This window comes from Kribbella swartbergensis (genome assembly GCF_054784135.1).
Genome location: NZ_BAAGPM010000008.1, coordinates 156658 through 173053, shown reverse-complemented (window position 1 = coordinate 173053; position 16396 = coordinate 156658). Strand labels below are relative to the sequence as shown.

Below are 16396 nucleotides of genomic sequence, written 5' to 3'. Positions count from 1 at the left end.
GAGAATGGGGCTTGTGTCGAGCTCCAGTAAGCCCCGGATTCCCAACGTTCTCGCGTCTCGTTACGCCAGTTTGTCGATGGCGGAGTTGTGGTCGCCGGAGCACAAGATCGTGCTCGAGCGGCGGCTGTGGGTGGCGGTGCTGAAGGCTCAGAAGGAGCTGGGTGTCGCGGTCCCGGACGGGGTGGTCGAGGACTACGAGCGGGTGCTGGAGCAGGTCGACCTGGAGTCGATCGCCGCCCGTGAGCGGGTCACCCGGCACGACGTGAAGGCGCGGATCGAGGAGTTCAGCGCGCTCGCCGGGCACGAGCACATCCACAAGGGCATGACCAGCCGCGACCTGACCGAGAACGTCGAGCAGCTGCAGATCCGGGCCGGGCTCGAGCTCGTCCGCGATCGCGCCGTGGCGACCGCCGTACGGCTCGGCCAGAAGGCGGCCGACCACGCGGCGCTGGTGATGACCGGGCGCTCGCACAACGTCGCCGCCCAGGCGACCACCCTGGGCAAGCGGTTCGCGTCGGCGGCGGACGAGCTGCTGGTGGCGATCGCTCGGGTCGAGGAGCTGATCGAGCGGTACCCGCTGCGTGGCATCAAGGGCCCGGTCGGTACGTCGCAGGACATGCTGGACCTGTTCGGCGGTGACCCGGCCAAGCTAGAGCAGCTGGAAAGCGGCATCGCCGAGCACCTCGGATTCAGCCGGACGCTGACGAGTGTCGGCCAGGTGTACCCGCGGTCCCTGGACTACGACGTCGTGTCGGCGCTGGTCCAGCTCGCCGCCGGGCCGTCGAGCCTGGCGACAACGATCCGGCTGATGGCCGGGCACGAGCTCGTCACCGAGGGGTTCAAGGAGGGCCAGGTCGGGTCCTCGGCGATGCCGCACAAGATGAACACCCGGTCCTGCGAGCGGGTCAACGGCCTGGCGGTGATCCTGCGCGGGTACGCCTCGATGGCGGGCGAGCTGGCCGGCAACCAGTGGAACGAGGGTGACGTCTTCTGTTCCGTCGTACGGCGGGTCGCCCTGCCGGACGCGTTCTTCGCGCTGGACGGGTTGTTCGAGACGTTCCTCACCGTGCTGGACGAGTTCGGGGTGTACCCGGCCGTGGTCGGCCGGGAGCTGGAGCGTTACCTGCCGTTCCTGACCACGACCAAGGTGCTGATGGCCGCGGTGAAGAACGGCGTCGGCCGGGAGACCGCCCACGAGGTGATCAAGGAGCACGCGGTCGCGACCGCGCTCGACCTGCGCAAGGGCCTGGCCGGGAACGACCTGTTCCGGCGGCTCGGCCAGGACGGCCGGCTGGGTCTGACCGAGGAGCAGATCGTCGGCATCGTCGGCGAGCCGCTGTCCTTCACCGGCGCGGCCGTGGACCAGGTGAACACCGTGGTCGCCCGGATCGACGAGCTCGCCAAGCGCTACCCCGAAGCCGCTACCTACAGCCCGGGAGACATTCTCTGACCAGGCGCCCGGTCCGCGGCGGGTGTCCACAGCCGGGACGCGTCCGGGCCGCCGGTCATCAGGTCCGCCCGGCGCAGGACCTGGATGCGGTACGGCTCCAGCTTCAGGACCTGGAACGCCGTGCTGTCCGGACCACCGGGCCAGTACGGCGCCGGTGGGTATCCGACGCCGCGCGGTGAGCCCTTCTCGTACAGGTCCCACACGAAGCGCCGCTCGCCGGGATCGTCCGTCCAGGTGGCGATCGCGTCGATCGCCGCGGTCTCCTGGCTCTGGTCCCAGTACGAGAACGTCGTGTGCGGGTTGTTCGCCAGGTGCCGCTCCTTGACCGGCGTCCGGAACGTCGCGAGCCAGCCGAGCGGCTCGTCCCGGTCGAGTTCCCAGACGGCGATCAGGACCCGGGTCCGCGGTCTGCCCTTCGGGTCGACGGTCGACATGGTGGCGTAGCGGACTCTGGACAGCACCGCGCTCAGGTCGTCGCGAAGCTCGGCGTACGGGACCGTGGTCGTCATCGCAGTACCTCCGTCACGCTGGCGAGCCCGTCGTCGGCATGACCGGCCTCGACGGCCCGGGTGATGAGAGTCCGGAAGGGTACGGCCAGATCGGTCGCGACTCCGCGGCCGGCGGCCGTGGCGATCAGGTGGTCGACGGCGGCGCCGTACACGGCGAGCGAGCCGTCGTCGTTCGGGTACTCCTTGGCGTCGATCTGCCGTGCGTGGTCCCCGAGCAGCCCGGTGGCGAAGGGCAGGTACTGCGTCGCGACCTCGGCGACGTCCCGCGCGGAGCCGCCGATCATCGCGACGGCCTGGTAGAAGGCGCCGAGTACGCCGAGGTTCAGGCCCAGCAACGCGGTGTCCCACAGAGACGCGGCACCGGGGTCGGCGCCGACAGCCTTGGCAACGCCAAGCGCGCCCAGGGTCGGTTCGGCTTCAGCGAACGTCTCGGCGGCGCCGGAGTACAGGAACAGGCCGGAGGGGTCGCCGACGAGCCGCGTCCCGCTCATGGCGGCGCCGTCGAGATAGCGGGTGCCGACCCGATCGGCCAACGCCCGGGTTTGCGCTGGGGTGGTCGAGGTGAAGTTGACGACGATGCGCGCGCCGAGCGTCGTGCCCGCCGCATCCAGGACCGCGTCAGCGGCAGCGGCGTCGGCGACCGCGAGGACGACGAGATCGGAGTTCGCGACGGCTTCCGGTATCGAGCCGGCGCGGCGCAGGGCGGGAACCTCATCGACCAGTCGCTCGACGCGGCGGGGCGTGCGATTCCAGACAGTGGTCGGGTGGCCGGCGGCGGCAAAGGCCCGGGCGATGACCGCGCCGAGCGAGCCGGCGCCGAGGACGGTGACGCGGGGGTGATCTGTCATGTCGTCGATTCAACTGGCCTGGACAGCACTACGAAATATCCAAGAAGCCTCATCGGATACGACATCGTCTACACTCGGGTGGTGACCGATGCCCTTTCCCGGCTTCTCGACGACGTCCGTCCGATGGGCGTGGTGGTCGAGAGCGCGCGCCTGGTCTCGCCGTGGCAGGTGCAGTGCCCCAACGGCGCCGCCCTGACGGTCGTGGCAATGGTCCACGGGGCGGCCGTGCTGACGGTGGACGGGCAGCCGCCGCTACCGCTGGCGGAGGGCGCCGTGGCGATCATCGTGGGGCTGCACCCGTACGCGCTGTCCGACAGCCATGATGCCGTGTTGGTGACGGGTGCGTACGACGTCCACAGCGGCGTCTGCGACCGGGTCCTCAACGGATTGCCGCCGATGTTGTCCGTCGAGTCCGGCCCCGCGGCCGGCGGTGCGGTGGGCGGGGCGCTGGCGATGCTGAGTAGCGAACTCGACGGCGACCGCGCCGGGCGGAAGGCTCTCCTGGACCGGCTGCTCGACCTGGTCCTGCTGACCGCGTTGCGCGAGTGGCTCGACCGCCCCGGCTCCGGCGCCCCGGCGTGGTACACGGCGCAGACCGACCCGGCCGTCGGAGCGGCCCTGATGCTGATCCACGACCAGCCGGCGCGACGCTGGACGGTCGAGGATCTCGCGCGGGCCGCCGCGATGTCGCGGGCGGCGTTCTCCCGCCGCTTCCGCGAACTGGTCGGCGAGCCTCCGATGTCGTACCTGACCTGTTGGCGCTCTGCCTGGCGGCGGACCTGCTCCGGCAGTCCGACGACACTCTCGCCACCATCGCCCGCAAGGTCGGCTACGCCAACGCATTCGCCCTGAGCGCTGCCTTCACCCGCTTCTACGGCGTCCGCCCCGGCGAGTACCGCACAGCCGCCGCCTGAGCTTGATAAGCGGACCGCGGTCCAATAACCTCAATAGGACCATAGTCCGGTTAGTGGGGTGGGTCCAGTGGGTTGGCAGCAGCGGGTCGGGGTGGTGTTCGGGAGCCTGACGCCGGCGGAGGAGCTGGCTCGGGCTGCGAAGGCGGCGGAGGACGCCGGGTTCGTGAATCAGTGGTTCTCGGAGGACTGCTTCTTCAGCGGCGGACTGTCCGGTACGGCGCAGTTGCTGGCGTCGACCGATCAGGTGACGGCCGGGCTCGGACTCGTGAGCGTCGTGACCAGGCATCCGGCGGTGCTCGCGATGGAGTTGGCCGGGCTGGCCCGGATGCATCCAGGCCGGCTGCGAGCGACCGTGGGCCTCGGCAACGAGCAGTGGTTGCGGCAGATGGGGTTGATGCCGGACAAACCGTTGACGGTGGTGCGCGAGACTGTCGCCGTACTGCGGGACTTGCTCGCAGGGAAGGTGGTCGACGGCCGGACGGCGGCGCACGAGTTCCAGCAGATCAAGCTCGACCACCCGCCGGAGGCAGTGCCGGAGATCTGGCTCGGCGCGGTGAACGAACGTGCGCTCCGGCTCGGTGGCCAGATCGCCGACGGGGTGTTGTTGTCGGTGCTGGCCGGCCCGAGCTACGTCCGGTGGGCGACGGCTCGGACCGGTGACGTGCCGGTGACGGCGTACGTGCTGGCTGCTGTGGACGACGATCCTCAGGTCGCGCGGGACGCGGTGCGCGATGCGGTGGGCTTCTTCCTGCAGGCCGAGGCGCGGTCGGCGTTGGTCACCCGGTCGCGGTACGCCGACGAGGTGAAGGCGGCGTTGGAGCGCGGCGGTCCCCTGGAGGTGCCCGATCACTGGGTCGACGAGTTCGCGGCCGCGGGCAGTCCGGCGCAGGTCGCTGCGCGGCTGCAGGCCTTGTTCGACGCCGGTGCGGCGTCGGTCGGGCTGTGGTTGTTCCCGCCCGAGCGGCTGACCGAGCAGATCGGGCGGTTCGCGTCGGACGTCTTGCCGAGGCTGGCCCCGGACGTTGCCGAGCGCGGGGTGGATGACATCCTCTAGTCCGTGTTCGAACCGCTCACCTGGGCGTTGGTCGCCCTCTCGTTGGCCGCGATGGTGTTCGCCATCGTGCTGGCCGCGCGCGACAAGCGGATCAACTGGACCCTACTGGCGATCCTCGGCGTCATCGAGGTCGGACTGCTGGCCCAGCTCGTCGTGGGCATCGTCCAGTTGACCGGCACCGACCGGGACGTCTCCGGTCCGTTCTTCGTCGGGTACCTGATCGGGGCGCTGATCGTGCTGCCGCTGGGTGCGTTGTGGGCGCTCGCGGAGAGCAGCCGGTGGGGCGCCGGGGCGCTCGCCGTCGCGTGCCTGGTGATCCCGGTGCTCGAGTTGCGCATGTACGAGATCTGGGCGGCATGACCGATCCGGTCGAGACCCGGCACGGGCCCGGTCGGGTCCTGATCCTTGTGTACGGCGTGTTCGCGCTGGCCGCGACCGCGCGGGCCGGAGTGCAGATCGCGACCAAGTTCGACGAGGCGCCGGTCGCGTACGTGCTCTCGGCCGTTGCCGCCGTCATCTACTGTGCCGCGACCCTCGCGTTGGCCAAGGCAACAAAACTGTCCCGCCGGGTCGCCACCGTCGCGATCCTGGTCGAGCTGATCGGCGTGATCGGGATCGGGGCGTTCAGTTACGCCGTACCGGAGGACTTTCCGGACGCCACCGTGTGGTCGCACTTCGGCCAGGGGTACGGCTTCGTCCCGCTGGTGTTGCCGATTCTCGGCCTGCTCTGGTTGCGTCGTACCAGCTGATCGAGACTCCCAGGAAACTGCCAGCCGGGCGCAGGGGACGGCTCAGGTTCACCGGACAGCATCGGTGACATGCAGATTCCAGGTCATCCTCGGGTCGAGATCGTCGTACCCGTCAAGAACGAGGAACACGACCTCGGTCCGAACATCAGGCGGCTGCGTGAGTTCCTGGACACCGCCTTCCCGTTCCCGGCCGAGGTCTGCATCGCGGACAACGGAAGCACCGACGCGACGTACGAGATCGGCGCGCTGCTGGCTCTCGAGCTGCCCGGCGTGCGGATCGTCCGGCTGGAGCAGTCGGGTCGTGGCCGGGCGCTGAAGAAGGTCTGGTCCGAGAGCACCGCCGAGGTGCTCGCCTACCTGGACGTCGACCTGTCCACCAACCTGAACGCGCTGCTGCCGCTGGTGGCACCGCTGTTCGCCGGTCACAGCGACGTCGCCATCGGCACCCGGTTGTCGAACGGGTCGCGGGTGGTACGACGGCCGAAGCGGGAGTTCATCTCGCGGTCGTACAACCTGTTGCTACGAGCAACCTTGAGCGTGCACTTCTCCGACGCCCAGTGCGGGTTCAAGGCGATCCGCGCCGACGTGGCGCACCGGTTGCTGCCGTTGGTCGAGGACACCGGCTGGTTCTTCGACACCGAGTTGCTGGTGCTGGCCGAGAAGGCCGGGCTGCGGATCCATGAGGTGCCGGTGGACTGGATCGACGACCTGGACTCGCGGGTCGCGATCGCCAGGACCGTCGGCGAGGACCTGCGCGGGATCGCCCGGCTGATGCGGACGCTGGGCCGCGGTCAGGTCGATCTCGAGCCGGTGCGCCGGGCGTTCGGGCGGCCCCGGGTCCTGGATCCTCGGACGGCGTTGGCCGCGCGGGTACTGCGGTTCTGCGCGGTCGGGGTGCTGAGCACAGCGGCGTACGCACTGCTCTATCTCGTACTGCGGCAGGGCATGCCGGCCCAAGTGGCCAACATACTCGCGTTACTGGTCACGGCCATCGGTAACACGGCGCTCAACCGGCGGATCACCTTCGGCGTCCGCGGCATCGAGAACCGCCGGCGGCATCAACTGCGCGGCCTCGTCACCTTCGGCATCGGCTGGAGCCTGACCGCGTCGTCGTTGTGGTTGCTGCACACCGCGGTGGCCGCGCCGCATCAGGCCGTCGAGATCACGGTCCTCACGCTCGCGAACCTGGCCGCGACGGTGGTCCGGTTCAGCCTCTTCCAGGCGTGGGTCTTCGACGACGACGCGCCCACCTTGCCCGCTTTCGAACCCCCTGCGGTTCTCGACCAGACCCGGAGCAACTGACATGACCACCCTCTCCGATCCCGTCGAGGCGAGGTCCCGACCCGGGCCACGCCTACTCACCACGGCGTACTCCATAGGCCGGGACAAGGTCCTGTACGGCGGCCTGCTGATCCTGACCGCGGTCGCGTACCTGTGGGGGCTGTCCAAGAACGGCTATGCCAACGAGTACTACGCGGCCGCGGTGCAGGCCGGGTCGACGAGTTGGAAGGCCTGGTTCTTCGGCTCTCTCGACGCATCGAGCTTCATCACCGTCGACAAGACCCCGGCCGCGCTGTGGGTGATGGGACTGTCCGGCCGGATCTTCGGCTTCAACACCTGGAGCATGCTGGTGCCGGAGGCGCTGATGGGTGTCGCCAGTGTCGGCTTCGTGTACGTCTCGGTACGCCGGTGGTTCTCCGCGAACGCCGCCCTGCTGGCCGGCGCGATCCTCGCGCTCACGCCGGTCGCGGTCCTGATGTTCCGGTTCAACAACCCGGACGCGTTGCTGGTCCTGCTGCTCTGCGCCGGCGCGTGGGCGGTGACCCGGGCGATCGACTCCGACAGGCACGCGGCCCGCTGGATGATCCTGGCCGGCGCCCTCGTCGGTTTCGGGTTCCTGACCAAGATGCTGCAGGCGTTCCTGATCCTGCCGGCGTTCGGGCTGGCGTACCTGGTCGCCGGAAAGCCGGCGGTCGGGAGGCGGATCGTGCACAGCGTGCTGGCGCTGGTCTCGCTGATCGTCAGCGCCGGCTGGTGGATCGCGATCGTGCAGCTGATGCCGGCCTCCGCACGGCCGTACATCGGTGGTTCGCAGAACAACAGCATCCTCGAGTTGACCCTCGGCTACAACGGACTCGGCCGGTTGAACGGCAACGAGACCGGGTCGGTCGGCGGCGGTGCGGGCGGCGCCGGATGGGGCGGCGCGACCGGACTGCAGCGGCTGTTCGGCGGTGAGTTCGCCTCGCAGATCGCCTGGTTGCTGCCGGCCGCGTTGCTCGCGACGCTCGTGCTGGTTGTTGCCGCCGGCAAGGCGCCGCGGACGGACAGGACGCGGGCGTTCGCCGTTCTATGGGGCGGCTGGCTGGTCGTCACCGGGCTCACCTTCAGCTACATGCGGGGCATCATCCACAGCTACTACATGATCGCGCTGGCGCCGGCGATCGGTGCGCTGATCGGCGCCGCGATGTCGGTGCTCTGGCGGCGCCGGTCCGAATGGTTGCCACGAGCAACTCTCGCCGGTGGCGCGTTGCTGACGGGCGGGTGGGGCTTCGCGCTGCTGAACGAGACGCCGTCGTGGCATCCGTGGCTGCGGTGGGTGGTGCTGCTGACCGGCGTACTCGGAGCTGGGCTGGTGATGATCCTGCCGGACCTGAAGCTGAGCCGTACGACGGCACGTCGGGCCGGTGTGTTCGCCGGCGTACTGCTCGCGGTGAGCGCGCTGGCCGGTCCGACGGCGTACTCGGTGAACACGATCAGCACGGCACACGCCGGAGCACTCCCCTCGGCGGGTCCCTCGACCGGCGGCGGAGCGGGCGGCGTACCCGGCGGCGGCATGGGGCGGATAGCTAGGCCCCCCGGCGGGGACGGTGCCGCTACGAGGGGCAACGGCACGACCGCAGGCCGCGGCATGGGGAACGGTGGCGTCGGCGGGTTCCTCGGCGGCGGTGGAACCAGCGGAGTGTCGAATGAGCTGATCGCGCTGCTGCGGAACGGTGCCAACGGCTACACGTGGGCGGCGGCGGCGATCACCGCGAACGGCGCCGCGCCGCTGCAGATCGCGTCCGGCGAGGCGATCATGGCGATCGGCGGGTTCAACGGCACCGATCCGGCGCCCAGCCTGGCCGAGTTCCAGAAGCTGGTTGCCCAGGGCAAGATTCACTACTTCGTCGGCGGTGGCGGGTTCGGCGGCCGCGGCGGGACCTCGAACGAGATCGCCACCTGGGTCGCGGAGAACTTCCAGGCCCGGACCGTCGGCAACACCACCGTCTACGACCTCACGAGCTGATCGAGAAACGGAGTACAGACATGACGCAGGACACCAACCCCCCGATGCCTGAGGCTGGGGAATCGAGTGCGAAGAGTGACAGGCGGCCGAGCAATCTTGCGCTCGCCGGGAGCGGGTCGGCGCTGGCGGTGCTGGCGTTCCTCGGCGGGGCGGCGGTCGGTCACGCATGGGACGGCTTCGACACCCAACAGAACCAGTTCGGCGGTCCCGGCCCCCAGTTCCCCGGCCAACAAGGCCAACAAGGCCAGCAGGGCCAGCAGGGTCAGCAGGGTCGGGTCCCGGGCCAAGGCACCACCAACCAGAACGGCCCAGGCCAGGGCACCCCTGGGTGACGGTGCTGGGGCGGTGACTGTCAGTGGCGACACGCGGGGACGGTTCGGGGTCGGGGTTGGTGGGGTAAGGATCGGGGAGTGGAATGGTCGAACGTCACCTGGTTCCTGACCGCCTTGGGCGCGGTCGTCGTACTGCTGACGCGCGTCCGGCTGGGCGACGCCGTGGCGCAGGGCATCGGCCGGTCCAGTGGTGTGTTCGGGTATTCCGCTGCCCTGGTACGAGCGCACACCACGATCGGTGTGATCACGCTGATCGGCTGGATCGTTGCCCTCGTCACCGGTGGCCGCGAGATCGCGTTCGTCGTGCTGGCCGGGTGGTGGCTGCTGGCAATCGTCGGATTGTTGCTGCTGGCCCGTTGGCTGCCGAGCCACGCCAAACACTCCGACGACAAGAAGGGCGACGCCTGGGGCTCCGGCGCCGGCCTGTCGCTGCTCGGCCACGTCGGCATGGTCGTCGGCGTCAGCTACTTCACGTTCGTCGTCGTGACCGACCGGTTCTAGCGGGCCAACCCGTCCAGGAGCGCGGTGATCGAACGCCGTACCCCGGCCTCGAACTCCTCCTCCGACAGCGTTGCCCCGGCACCGGCGACCCGGTCGTACATCAGCCCGTCCATCATCGCGGCCGCCGGCCAGGCCGCCTGCTCCGGATCCGGTACGCCGAGTCCGTCCAGCAGCTGAGCCAGGACGGCCCGCAGCTGCCGCCCGCCCTCGTCGATCGCGGCCCGCAGCTCCGGCTGGCGGCTCGCCTCCAGTGACAGCTCGTACCGGGCGATCAGGTCGTGTGGCCGGTCGCGCGCCAGGCTGATCCCCATCTGGATCAGCAACTCCAGCGGTGACGTCCCCGGGTCGATCGGCGGCGCCGCGCTCAGGTCGCGGGCGAGCATCCGGTTCACGCAGGCGGTGAGCAGGGCGCTCCGGGTGCGCAGGTAGTACGACGTCGAGCCCGGCGGCAGCCCGGCCTCGGCGTCGACCGCGCGGTGGGTGAGCCCGCGCAGGCCACGGGTCGCGACCAGCTGGATCGCGGCGTCGGCGATGGCGTCCCGGCGATCCGCCCCGAGCGGCACCTGCTTCGTCACGGCGGTCAGTCTCGCACTTCCCAGCCGAACTCTACAGATGTAGAGTCGAGATCATGGGTACGGCGATCGTGGTGGGAGCGGGCATCGGCGGGGTCACGGCGGCCGTCGCACTCCAGCGGTGCGGATGGCAGGTCTCGGTGCTGGAACGGGCGCCGGAGCTGGGTGAGGTGGGCGCCGGGATCTCCGTCTGGCCGGCGGCTGTCGCCGTACTGGAGGAGCTCGGGGTGAAGGGCGTCGAGAAGGCGTCCGTGCCGTCGAGGCCGGCCGGGATGCGGAAGCCGGACGGCCGCTGGGTGGTGCAGGCGGCGGAGTTGGGGCTCGACCTGCCGGTGATGATCCACCGGGCGCAACTGCACGACCTCATCACCGACCAGTTCGGCGCCGGCGTCACGGTGCGGACCGATTACACCGTCACGAAGGTCGCTCAGGACGAGACCGGCGTGACCATCAACGACGACCTGCGCGCGGAGCTGGTGGTCGCCGCCGACGGAATCCGCAGTGTGATCCGGCAAGCGCTCTACCCGGCGTACAAGGGTCCGCGGTACTCCGGCTACACGGCGTACCGTGGTGTTGCCGACGTACCGATTGACGACGGGGGCGGCGAGACCTGGGGCCGCGGGCAACGGTTCGGGTTCGCGCGGCTGATCGACGGGCGGATCTACTGGTACGCGACCGCCAACCAGCCCGCCGGGCAGGGCGGCGATCACGGCACCGTGAGCAAGGCCTTCGGCGGCTGGCACGAGCCGATCCCGGCGATCCTCGCCGGTACGCCGCCGGACGCCGTACTGCAGAACGACATCCACGACCTGACGCTGCCCCTGGTCCCGTTCGTGCACGGCCGGGTGGTGCTGCTCGGCGACGCCGCGCACGCGATGACGCCGAACATGGGCCAGGGTGCCTGCTCGGCCGTCGAGGACGCCGGTGCCCTCGCCCGGCACCTGGCCACTCCTGGTCCGTTGAGTACGGCGTTGGCGGCGTACGACGCGGAACGGCGGCCCGCGACCACCAAGCTGATCAAGCGCTCACGCGGGATCGGGCGGGTCGGTCAGGTGGAGAACCCGGTGGTGTGTGCGGTCCGGGACGGACTGTTCACCGTAGGCGGCAAGCTCGTGTCGCTGCGGAGCCGGAAGTAGGCGCCTCGGCGGCGGGTGGAAGAATCGCGGCGTGACCACCCCCGCTGAGATCCCCGGTGCGAAGCACATCCACTCCGGCAAGGTCCGGGACCTGTACGAGCTGGAGTCCGGCGACCTGCTGATGGTCGCCAGTGATCGGCAGAGTGCGTTCGACTGGGTCCTGGAGACACCGATCCCGGACAAGGGCAAGGTGCTCACCGCGATGAGCCTGTGGTGGTTCGAGGTACTCGACGTACCGAACCACATCGTGTCCACCGACGTACCGGCCGAGGTCGCCGGGCGCGCGGTGATCTGCGAGAAGCTGGCGATGTTCCCCGTCGAGTGTGTCGCTCGCGGGTACCTGAGCGGCTCGGGGCTGCTCGACTACAACGCGACCGGGAGCGTCTGCGGGATCCCGCTGAAGCCCGGCCTTGTCGAGGGGTCGCAGCTGGACGAGCCGATCTTCACGCCGGCGACGAAGGCCGAGCTCGGTGAGCACGACGAGAACGTCTCGTACGACGCCGTGGTGGCGACCGTCGGCGCGGAGACCGCGGCCGCGCTGCGGGACACGACGCTGGACATCTACACGCGGGCGCACGGGATGGCGAAGGAGCGCGGGATCATCCTGGCCGACACGAAGTTCGAGTTCGGGGCGCGGGCGGACGGGACGATCGTGCTGGCCGACGAGGTGCTGACGCCGGACTCGAGCCGGTTCTGGCCGGCCGGCGAGTGGGCGCCGGGGAAACCGCAGCCGTCGCTGGACAAGCAGATCATCCGGGACTGGCTGCAGTTCGAGTCCGGCTGGGACCGCAGCTCCGGCGAGGCCCCGCCCCCGCTGTCCGACGAGGTGGTCGAACGCACCCGCGCCGCCTACATCAACGCCTACGAACAACTAACCGGCCGCAAGTTCAAAGCCTGAAAAGCAGCCGCCTTCGGCGGCGGGGTGGGGCTGACGGGCCGCAAGTTCACCGGCTGAAACGCAGCCGCCTTCGGCGGCGGTGGGGTGGGGCTGGCCGGCCGTAGTTGGCCGCGTGGTGTTTGAGGGGTCAGCACCCGGCGTTGTGGGTTGTTCCCCCGGATTTTGAGGGGGCAACCCGCCAACTGAAGGGTTGGCCGCTGAGATGGGCGGGGGTGGGGGGGACAGGGCGAATCGAGCGGGGGCCGGTTAGAAGAGGCCGACGCCTAGGGCGAGGAGGATGAAGCGGGCGGCTCGGCCGGTGAGGACGGAGAGGGTGAAGGTGAGGACGCCCATCCGGGAGGCGCCGCCGATGAGTGCCACGCCGTACAGGGGTGGGATGCCGACCGACGCGCTCAGCAGGGTGACCGGGACGCCCCAGCGGCGGTCGCTCATCGCGTCCAGGAGGCGTTTGCTGACGCCGCGGTTCCACTGCACGAACCGGCCCCACCGGGTGTCGAGGTCGACCGCCTTCGGTTCCTTGGACTTGCGCGCGGCGTACCCCGGCCGGTACCGAACGGCGAGAAACATCGTCACCTTGCCGATGGTCTGCCCGACCGACACCCCGATCGCCGCCACCACCGGATCCAGCGCCCCGGAGACGCCGACGCCGAGGACATAAGCCTCGGCGTTCATCACCGGTACGACGGCGGACCCGATCCCGAAGCCCACCGCCAGCGCCAACTGCCACAGCCACATGACCCCGAGGCTATGCGCCACCAGCAAGCTCGCCACGCCACCCACCTCCACTTCCGGGCCGAGCCAGGGTCCCACCCGACCGACCCCCTGCCACCCTTGACAGCACCTCTCAGCCCGTCGGGGCGGGTACGGCGGGCCGACGGCCCCGCAGGATCGTCAGCAGGCGGTAGGTCGAGGCGACCTTCACGACCAGCGCCGCGATCGCAACGGCGTACGGAAGCCAGTGAGCACCGGTGTGGTGGGCGATGATGAGTGAGATCACCACAGCCGCCGTGTTGACGGCCTTGGCGGGCTTGGACCAGTTCCAGAGCCAGATGGGCCGGTCCACCTTGTAGAAGTAGTTGGGGCTGAGCGTGCCCGGCCAGAGCAGGAAGGCCAGCGAGAGCATCGTGTCCAGTACGCCGAACTGGACCAGGAAGATCGCCAGCGGCCCGATCGTCGCCGGGAACGTCGCCATGAACGCGGCCGCCAGCAGGAACGAGCAGGCCCGGTCGCAGACGATGTCGAAGACCGCACCGGCCACCGACTCCTCGTTGCGGTAGCGGGCGACGGCTCCGTCGGCCATGTCGCCGACCCAGTAGGCGGCGTACCCGATCACCAGCCAGCTCAACGCGCCGGTGCGGAACGCAACCGCGGCGATCACCATCGCGACAACGGTCCGAACCAGCGTGATGCGATTCGGAACACCCAGCAAAAGCGCCGGCCGAACCGCCAGCGGGATCGAACTCATTAGGCTGCCCTCAGGTTTTCGGGGTCGAGTGCGTCGTGGAGTTGGTTGCGGAGCAGGAAGCCGGCCACGATGCCGCCGAGCAGGCCGAGCAGCCAGCCGGCGGCGGTCAGTCCGGCAGCGGTGATCAACGTGCTGACCCGAAACGGATCAGCAGCCCCACCAACTAGCCGGCCGACGCCCAGGAGCGTGCCGAGGAGCAGTCCGCCCGCGAGGGCCGGTGCGGCGACCGCGGTCAGTTGTCTGCGGATCACTCGACGCAGGAACCGCGCGTCCACACCCAGTGCGGTGAGGCAGGCGAGCTGCCGGCGTTGGTCCACCAACTGGTCGGCCACGCCGACGACGAGGGCGGCGAGGCCGGTCAGCACGACCAGCAGTACGCCGACCGAGCCGAGCGCGAAGCCGGTCACGTAGAAGGCCGGCTGTTCGGCCAGGTCCTCGCCGGCGGTGATCACGCCGATCGTCCCGCTGGCCAGTGAGCCGATCAGGAACGCGCAACACGCGAGCAGGGTCGCCATCCGGCCGGCGGGGCGCGCGTCGGTGACGAGGTGGACACCGGTCAACAGGCTGGCCGGGTCGCCGGAGCGCTTGAACCGGCGGCCGACGGCCTGGATCCACAGTGGTGCGAGGCTGACGAAGAACAGCGCCAGCCCGATCACGAACACGGTCGACGCGACGTACCCGATCCAGCGAACCGTGAACAAGCCGAGGAGGATCATCACCGGCCCGGCGATGATGCCGGTCCGCACCGGCTCCGGCCGGTCCCCACTCGGCAGGAGTTGGTCGCGGTGCAGCAGGCTGCCGATCAGCGCTCCGGCCGCTGTCGTCATCGCGACCACCGGAATCCAGGTGACCAGGTCCAGCGGCTCCGCACCGGGAAGGACCTGGGCCATCCGTGGCAGGAGGCCGAACAGCAGGCTGAGGACGAGGTAGAGCGGTCCCGCGACCAGTCCGCCGGCCAACCCCACCAGGGCGGCGTCTGTCACGGACAACTGCCGAACCTGCTTGCGGGAGGCTCCGGCCAGTCGCAGTGCGGCCAGTCGCCGTTCGCGAGCCGCCGTACCCAGCCTCAAGGCCTGGACGGCGAGGCCGCCGGTGAGCACCGCAAGGATGATCAGGATCGCGACGAGACCGGAGCGGAGTCCGCTCTCGGCGACGTAGTTGCTGTAGACGGCCTTCGACAGTTCAGCGTCGCCCAGCCGTGCTATTCGGAGTGCGGCGAGCAGCAGGGCTCCGCTGAGGCCGAGGGCTGCGGTGGCTAGTTGGACTCGGTTGCGGTCGGCGGGGGTGCGGGAGCGGGCCAGTTGGACCAGTGTCTCGAGTGTCATCAGAGCGCGACCTCGTGCTGGATCTCCCCGTCGCGCAGCCTGATCTCCCGATCGGCAGAGGCTGCGACGAGGTTGTCGTGCGTCACCATCACCAGAGCCGCACCCCGGTCGCGCGATGCCTTCAGCAACACCTCCAGCAGCTCCTGCCCGGCACGGCTGTCCAGGCTGCCCGTTGGCTCATCAGCCAGTACGACGGACGGCCCGGTGATCAGAGCACGGGCGACGGCTGCGCGCTGCGTTTGACCGCCGGAGAGCTCAGCCGGTACGGCGTCGGCCTCGTCGGCGACCCCGACCTGCTCGAGCCAGTCCAGCGCGGTCTCGTGGGCCTGCGCTCGCTCATGGCCGTCGAGCAACAGCGGCAACGCCACGTTGTCGACCAGTGGGAGGTCCGGCACGAGCTGACCGAACTGCAGCACGATGCCGACCTTGGTACGACGTAGTCGGGCGCGCTGGTCCTCCGGCAGAGCGGCGAGGTCCTGACCGGCCACCCGGACCGTGCCGGCGTCCGGAGTGAGGATGCCGGCCGCACAGTGCAGCAGCGTGGACTTGCCGCAGCCGCTGGCGCCGGTGATCGCGACCACCTCGCCCGGCTTCACCTGGAGCGTCACGCCGCGGAGTGCCGCGTTTCGCCGGTAGGAATACTCGACGCCGCTCAAGTTGAGCGCGGGCTGTGATCCGCTCATGAGGCCTCCCGGGACCCGCCGCGTGGCATCAACACACTCATGGGCGGGGCTCTTTCTGTTCGGAGATGTGTTCCAGCGCGCTGTCCAGCCAGCGCAGGTCGGCGTCGAGGTGGGCCACGATGTACTCGCGGACCAGCGGCGACGTGGGGTCGTCCTCGGCCGGCGTCTCCCGCAACTCCCGGATCCGGCGCAGGTGGCTGGCGCGCTGCCTGGCCAGAAAGGCGGCCGCGTCCCCGCCCGTCCGGATTGCCGCGACCAGCTTCCGCAGTACCTCGTCGGCACTGCCCCAGGCGGGCGGCACCGGGTCGCTCAGCCAGTTGGCGAGGTGCTCGCGGCCCTTGCCGGTCAGCGCATACACCGTCCGGTCCGGACCGCCTCCGGAGGTCTTGTCGACCACCTCGACCAGTCCGTCCCGCTCCAGGCGCCCGAGCGTCGTGTACACCTGCCCGAACGCCAGGGGCCGGCTGTCCGGGAACCAGGCGTCATGGCCTCGCTTCACGTCGTACCCGTGGGCAGGGCCGCGTGACAGCAGTCCCAGCACCAGCTCAGCAGTGGCCATGGCCCGACTATACACCGCGTGTATGTACTGAGTGAATAGTCCGCAATTCCGGCCGATGCGGGGGTTCCGGGCGCCGGTCGGTAGGATTCAAGCCGTCACCCCGGAACGAGACCTG

The 16396-nt window shown here is 69.9% G+C and carries 20 protein-coding genes; 12 read left to right on the top strand and 8 right to left on the bottom strand.

Features of this window, described 5'->3' with window-relative positions; all coding sequences use genetic code 11:
- Positions 1–4: 4 nt before the first annotated feature.
- On the top strand, positions 5–1450 hold the full coding sequence (purB, locus tag ACYVOK_RS04495) for an adenylosuccinate lyase (RefSeq protein WP_460660938.1): 1446 nt from the start codon (positions 5–7) through the stop codon (positions 1448–1450).
- On the opposite strand, the gene ACYVOK_RS04490 is transcribed toward purB, so the two are convergent.
- Positions 1426–1959 (bottom strand): pyridoxamine 5'-phosphate oxidase family protein, encoded by a 534-nt coding sequence (locus ACYVOK_RS04490; protein WP_460660937.1) that lies wholly within the window; start codon positions 1957–1959, stop codon positions 1426–1428. The two genes, purB and ACYVOK_RS04490, sit on opposite strands and share 25 nt — an antisense overlap.
- A complete protein-coding gene (locus ACYVOK_RS04485) occupies positions 1956–2807 on the bottom strand; it encodes an imine reductase family protein (RefSeq protein ID WP_460660936.1) in 852 nt (283 codons plus the stop codon). The genes ACYVOK_RS04490 and ACYVOK_RS04485 overlap by 4 nt, the downstream gene beginning before the upstream one ends.
- 81 nt (positions 2808–2888) lie before the next feature.
- Between ACYVOK_RS04485 and ACYVOK_RS04480 the strand changes: the two genes are divergently transcribed.
- The 9 genes from ACYVOK_RS04480 to ACYVOK_RS04440 all read left to right on the top strand — a co-directional run bounded on the left by ACYVOK_RS04480 (position 2889) and on the right by ACYVOK_RS04440 (position 9643).
- The gene (locus ACYVOK_RS04480) at positions 2889–3659 is read left to right on the top strand and encodes a cupin domain-containing protein (protein ID WP_460660935.1); all 771 of its coding nucleotides are present in this window, start codon (positions 2889–2891) and stop codon (positions 3657–3659) included.
- Positions 3620–3721 carry a hypothetical protein gene (locus ACYVOK_RS04475; RefSeq protein WP_460661253.1) on the top strand — a complete coding sequence of 34 codons (102 nt, stop codon included), beginning with the start codon at positions 3620–3622 and terminating at the stop codon, positions 3719–3721. The genes ACYVOK_RS04480 and ACYVOK_RS04475 overlap by 40 nt, the downstream gene beginning before the upstream one ends.
- 67 nt (positions 3722–3788) lie before the next feature.
- A complete protein-coding gene (locus tag ACYVOK_RS04470) occupies positions 3789–4775 on the top strand; it encodes an LLM class flavin-dependent oxidoreductase (RefSeq protein ID WP_460660934.1) in 987 nt (328 codons plus the stop codon).
- A gap of 3 nt (positions 4776–4778) precedes the next feature.
- A complete protein-coding gene (locus ACYVOK_RS04465) occupies positions 4779–5135 on the top strand; it encodes a hypothetical protein (RefSeq protein ID WP_460660933.1) in 357 nt (118 codons plus the stop codon).
- A complete protein-coding gene (locus ACYVOK_RS04460) occupies positions 5132–5524 on the top strand; it encodes a hypothetical protein (protein ID WP_460660932.1) in 393 nt (130 codons plus the stop codon). The genes ACYVOK_RS04465 and ACYVOK_RS04460 overlap by 4 nt, the downstream gene beginning before the upstream one ends.
- 69 nt (positions 5525–5593) lie before the next feature.
- Positions 5594–6826, top strand: coding sequence for a bifunctional glycosyltransferase family 2/GtrA family protein (locus ACYVOK_RS04455; protein WP_460660931.1), 1233 nt, complete (start codon positions 5594–5596; stop codon positions 6824–6826).
- Position 6827: 1 nt separating this feature from the next.
- Positions 6828–8810, top strand: coding sequence for an ArnT family glycosyltransferase (locus ACYVOK_RS04450; protein WP_460660930.1), 1983 nt, complete (start codon positions 6828–6830; stop codon positions 8808–8810).
- 20 nt (positions 8811–8830) lie between these two features.
- Entirely contained in the window at positions 8831–9142 is a 312-nt protein-coding gene (locus ACYVOK_RS04445; protein ID WP_460660929.1) for a hypothetical protein, read from the top strand.
- Between the two features lie 78 nt (positions 9143–9220).
- Positions 9221–9643, top strand: a complete 423-nt coding sequence (locus ACYVOK_RS04440; RefSeq protein ID WP_460660928.1) for a hypothetical protein — start codon at positions 9221–9223, stop codon at positions 9641–9643.
- Here the strand turns inward: ACYVOK_RS04440 and ACYVOK_RS04435 are convergent.
- Positions 9640–10218: a TetR/AcrR family transcriptional regulator gene (locus ACYVOK_RS04435; RefSeq protein WP_460660927.1), complete on the bottom strand. Its 579-nt coding sequence runs from the start codon at positions 10216–10218 to the stop codon at positions 9640–9642. The genes ACYVOK_RS04440 and ACYVOK_RS04435 overlap by 4 nt on opposite strands.
- 53 nt (positions 10219–10271) lie before the next feature.
- Here ACYVOK_RS04435 and ACYVOK_RS04430 point away from each other — a divergent pair, with 53 nt between their 5' ends.
- The gene (locus tag ACYVOK_RS04430; protein ID WP_460660926.1) at positions 10272–11351 is read left to right on the top strand and encodes an FAD-dependent monooxygenase; all 1080 of its coding nucleotides are present in this window, start codon (positions 10272–10274) and stop codon (positions 11349–11351) included.
- 31 nt (positions 11352–11382) lie between these two features.
- Entirely contained in the window at positions 11383–12249 is an 867-nt protein-coding gene (locus ACYVOK_RS04425; protein WP_460660925.1) for a phosphoribosylaminoimidazolesuccinocarboxamide synthase, read from the top strand.
- Positions 12250–12495: 246 nt separating this feature from the next.
- Here ACYVOK_RS04425 and ACYVOK_RS04420 read toward each other — a convergent pair whose 3' ends face one another.
- The 5 genes from ACYVOK_RS04420 to ACYVOK_RS04400 form a co-directional block, all read right to left on the bottom strand.
- On the bottom strand, positions 12496–13020 hold the full coding sequence (locus ACYVOK_RS04420) for a hypothetical protein (RefSeq protein ID WP_460660924.1): 525 nt from the start codon (positions 13018–13020) through the stop codon (positions 12496–12498).
- A 73-nt stretch (positions 13021–13093) separates the two neighbouring features.
- On the bottom strand, positions 13094–13714 hold the full coding sequence (locus tag ACYVOK_RS04415; protein WP_460660923.1) for a CDP-alcohol phosphatidyltransferase family protein: 621 nt from the start codon (positions 13712–13714) through the stop codon (positions 13094–13096).
- Positions 13714–15039 carry an FtsX-like permease family protein gene (locus tag ACYVOK_RS04410; protein ID WP_460660922.1) on the bottom strand — a complete coding sequence of 442 codons (1326 nt, stop codon included), beginning with the start codon at positions 15037–15039 and terminating at the stop codon, positions 13714–13716. The genes ACYVOK_RS04415 and ACYVOK_RS04410 overlap by 1 nt, the downstream gene beginning before the upstream one ends.
- Positions 15039–15722 (bottom strand): ABC transporter ATP-binding protein, encoded by a 684-nt coding sequence (locus tag ACYVOK_RS04405; protein WP_460660921.1) that lies wholly within the window; start codon positions 15720–15722, stop codon positions 15039–15041. The genes ACYVOK_RS04410 and ACYVOK_RS04405 overlap by 1 nt, the downstream gene beginning before the upstream one ends.
- Positions 15723–15759: 37 nt before the next feature.
- Positions 15760–16281 (bottom strand): helix-turn-helix transcriptional regulator, encoded by a 522-nt coding sequence (locus ACYVOK_RS04400; RefSeq protein ID WP_460660920.1) that lies wholly within the window; start codon positions 16279–16281, stop codon positions 15760–15762.
- Between the last annotated feature and the right edge of the window lie 115 nt (positions 16282–16396).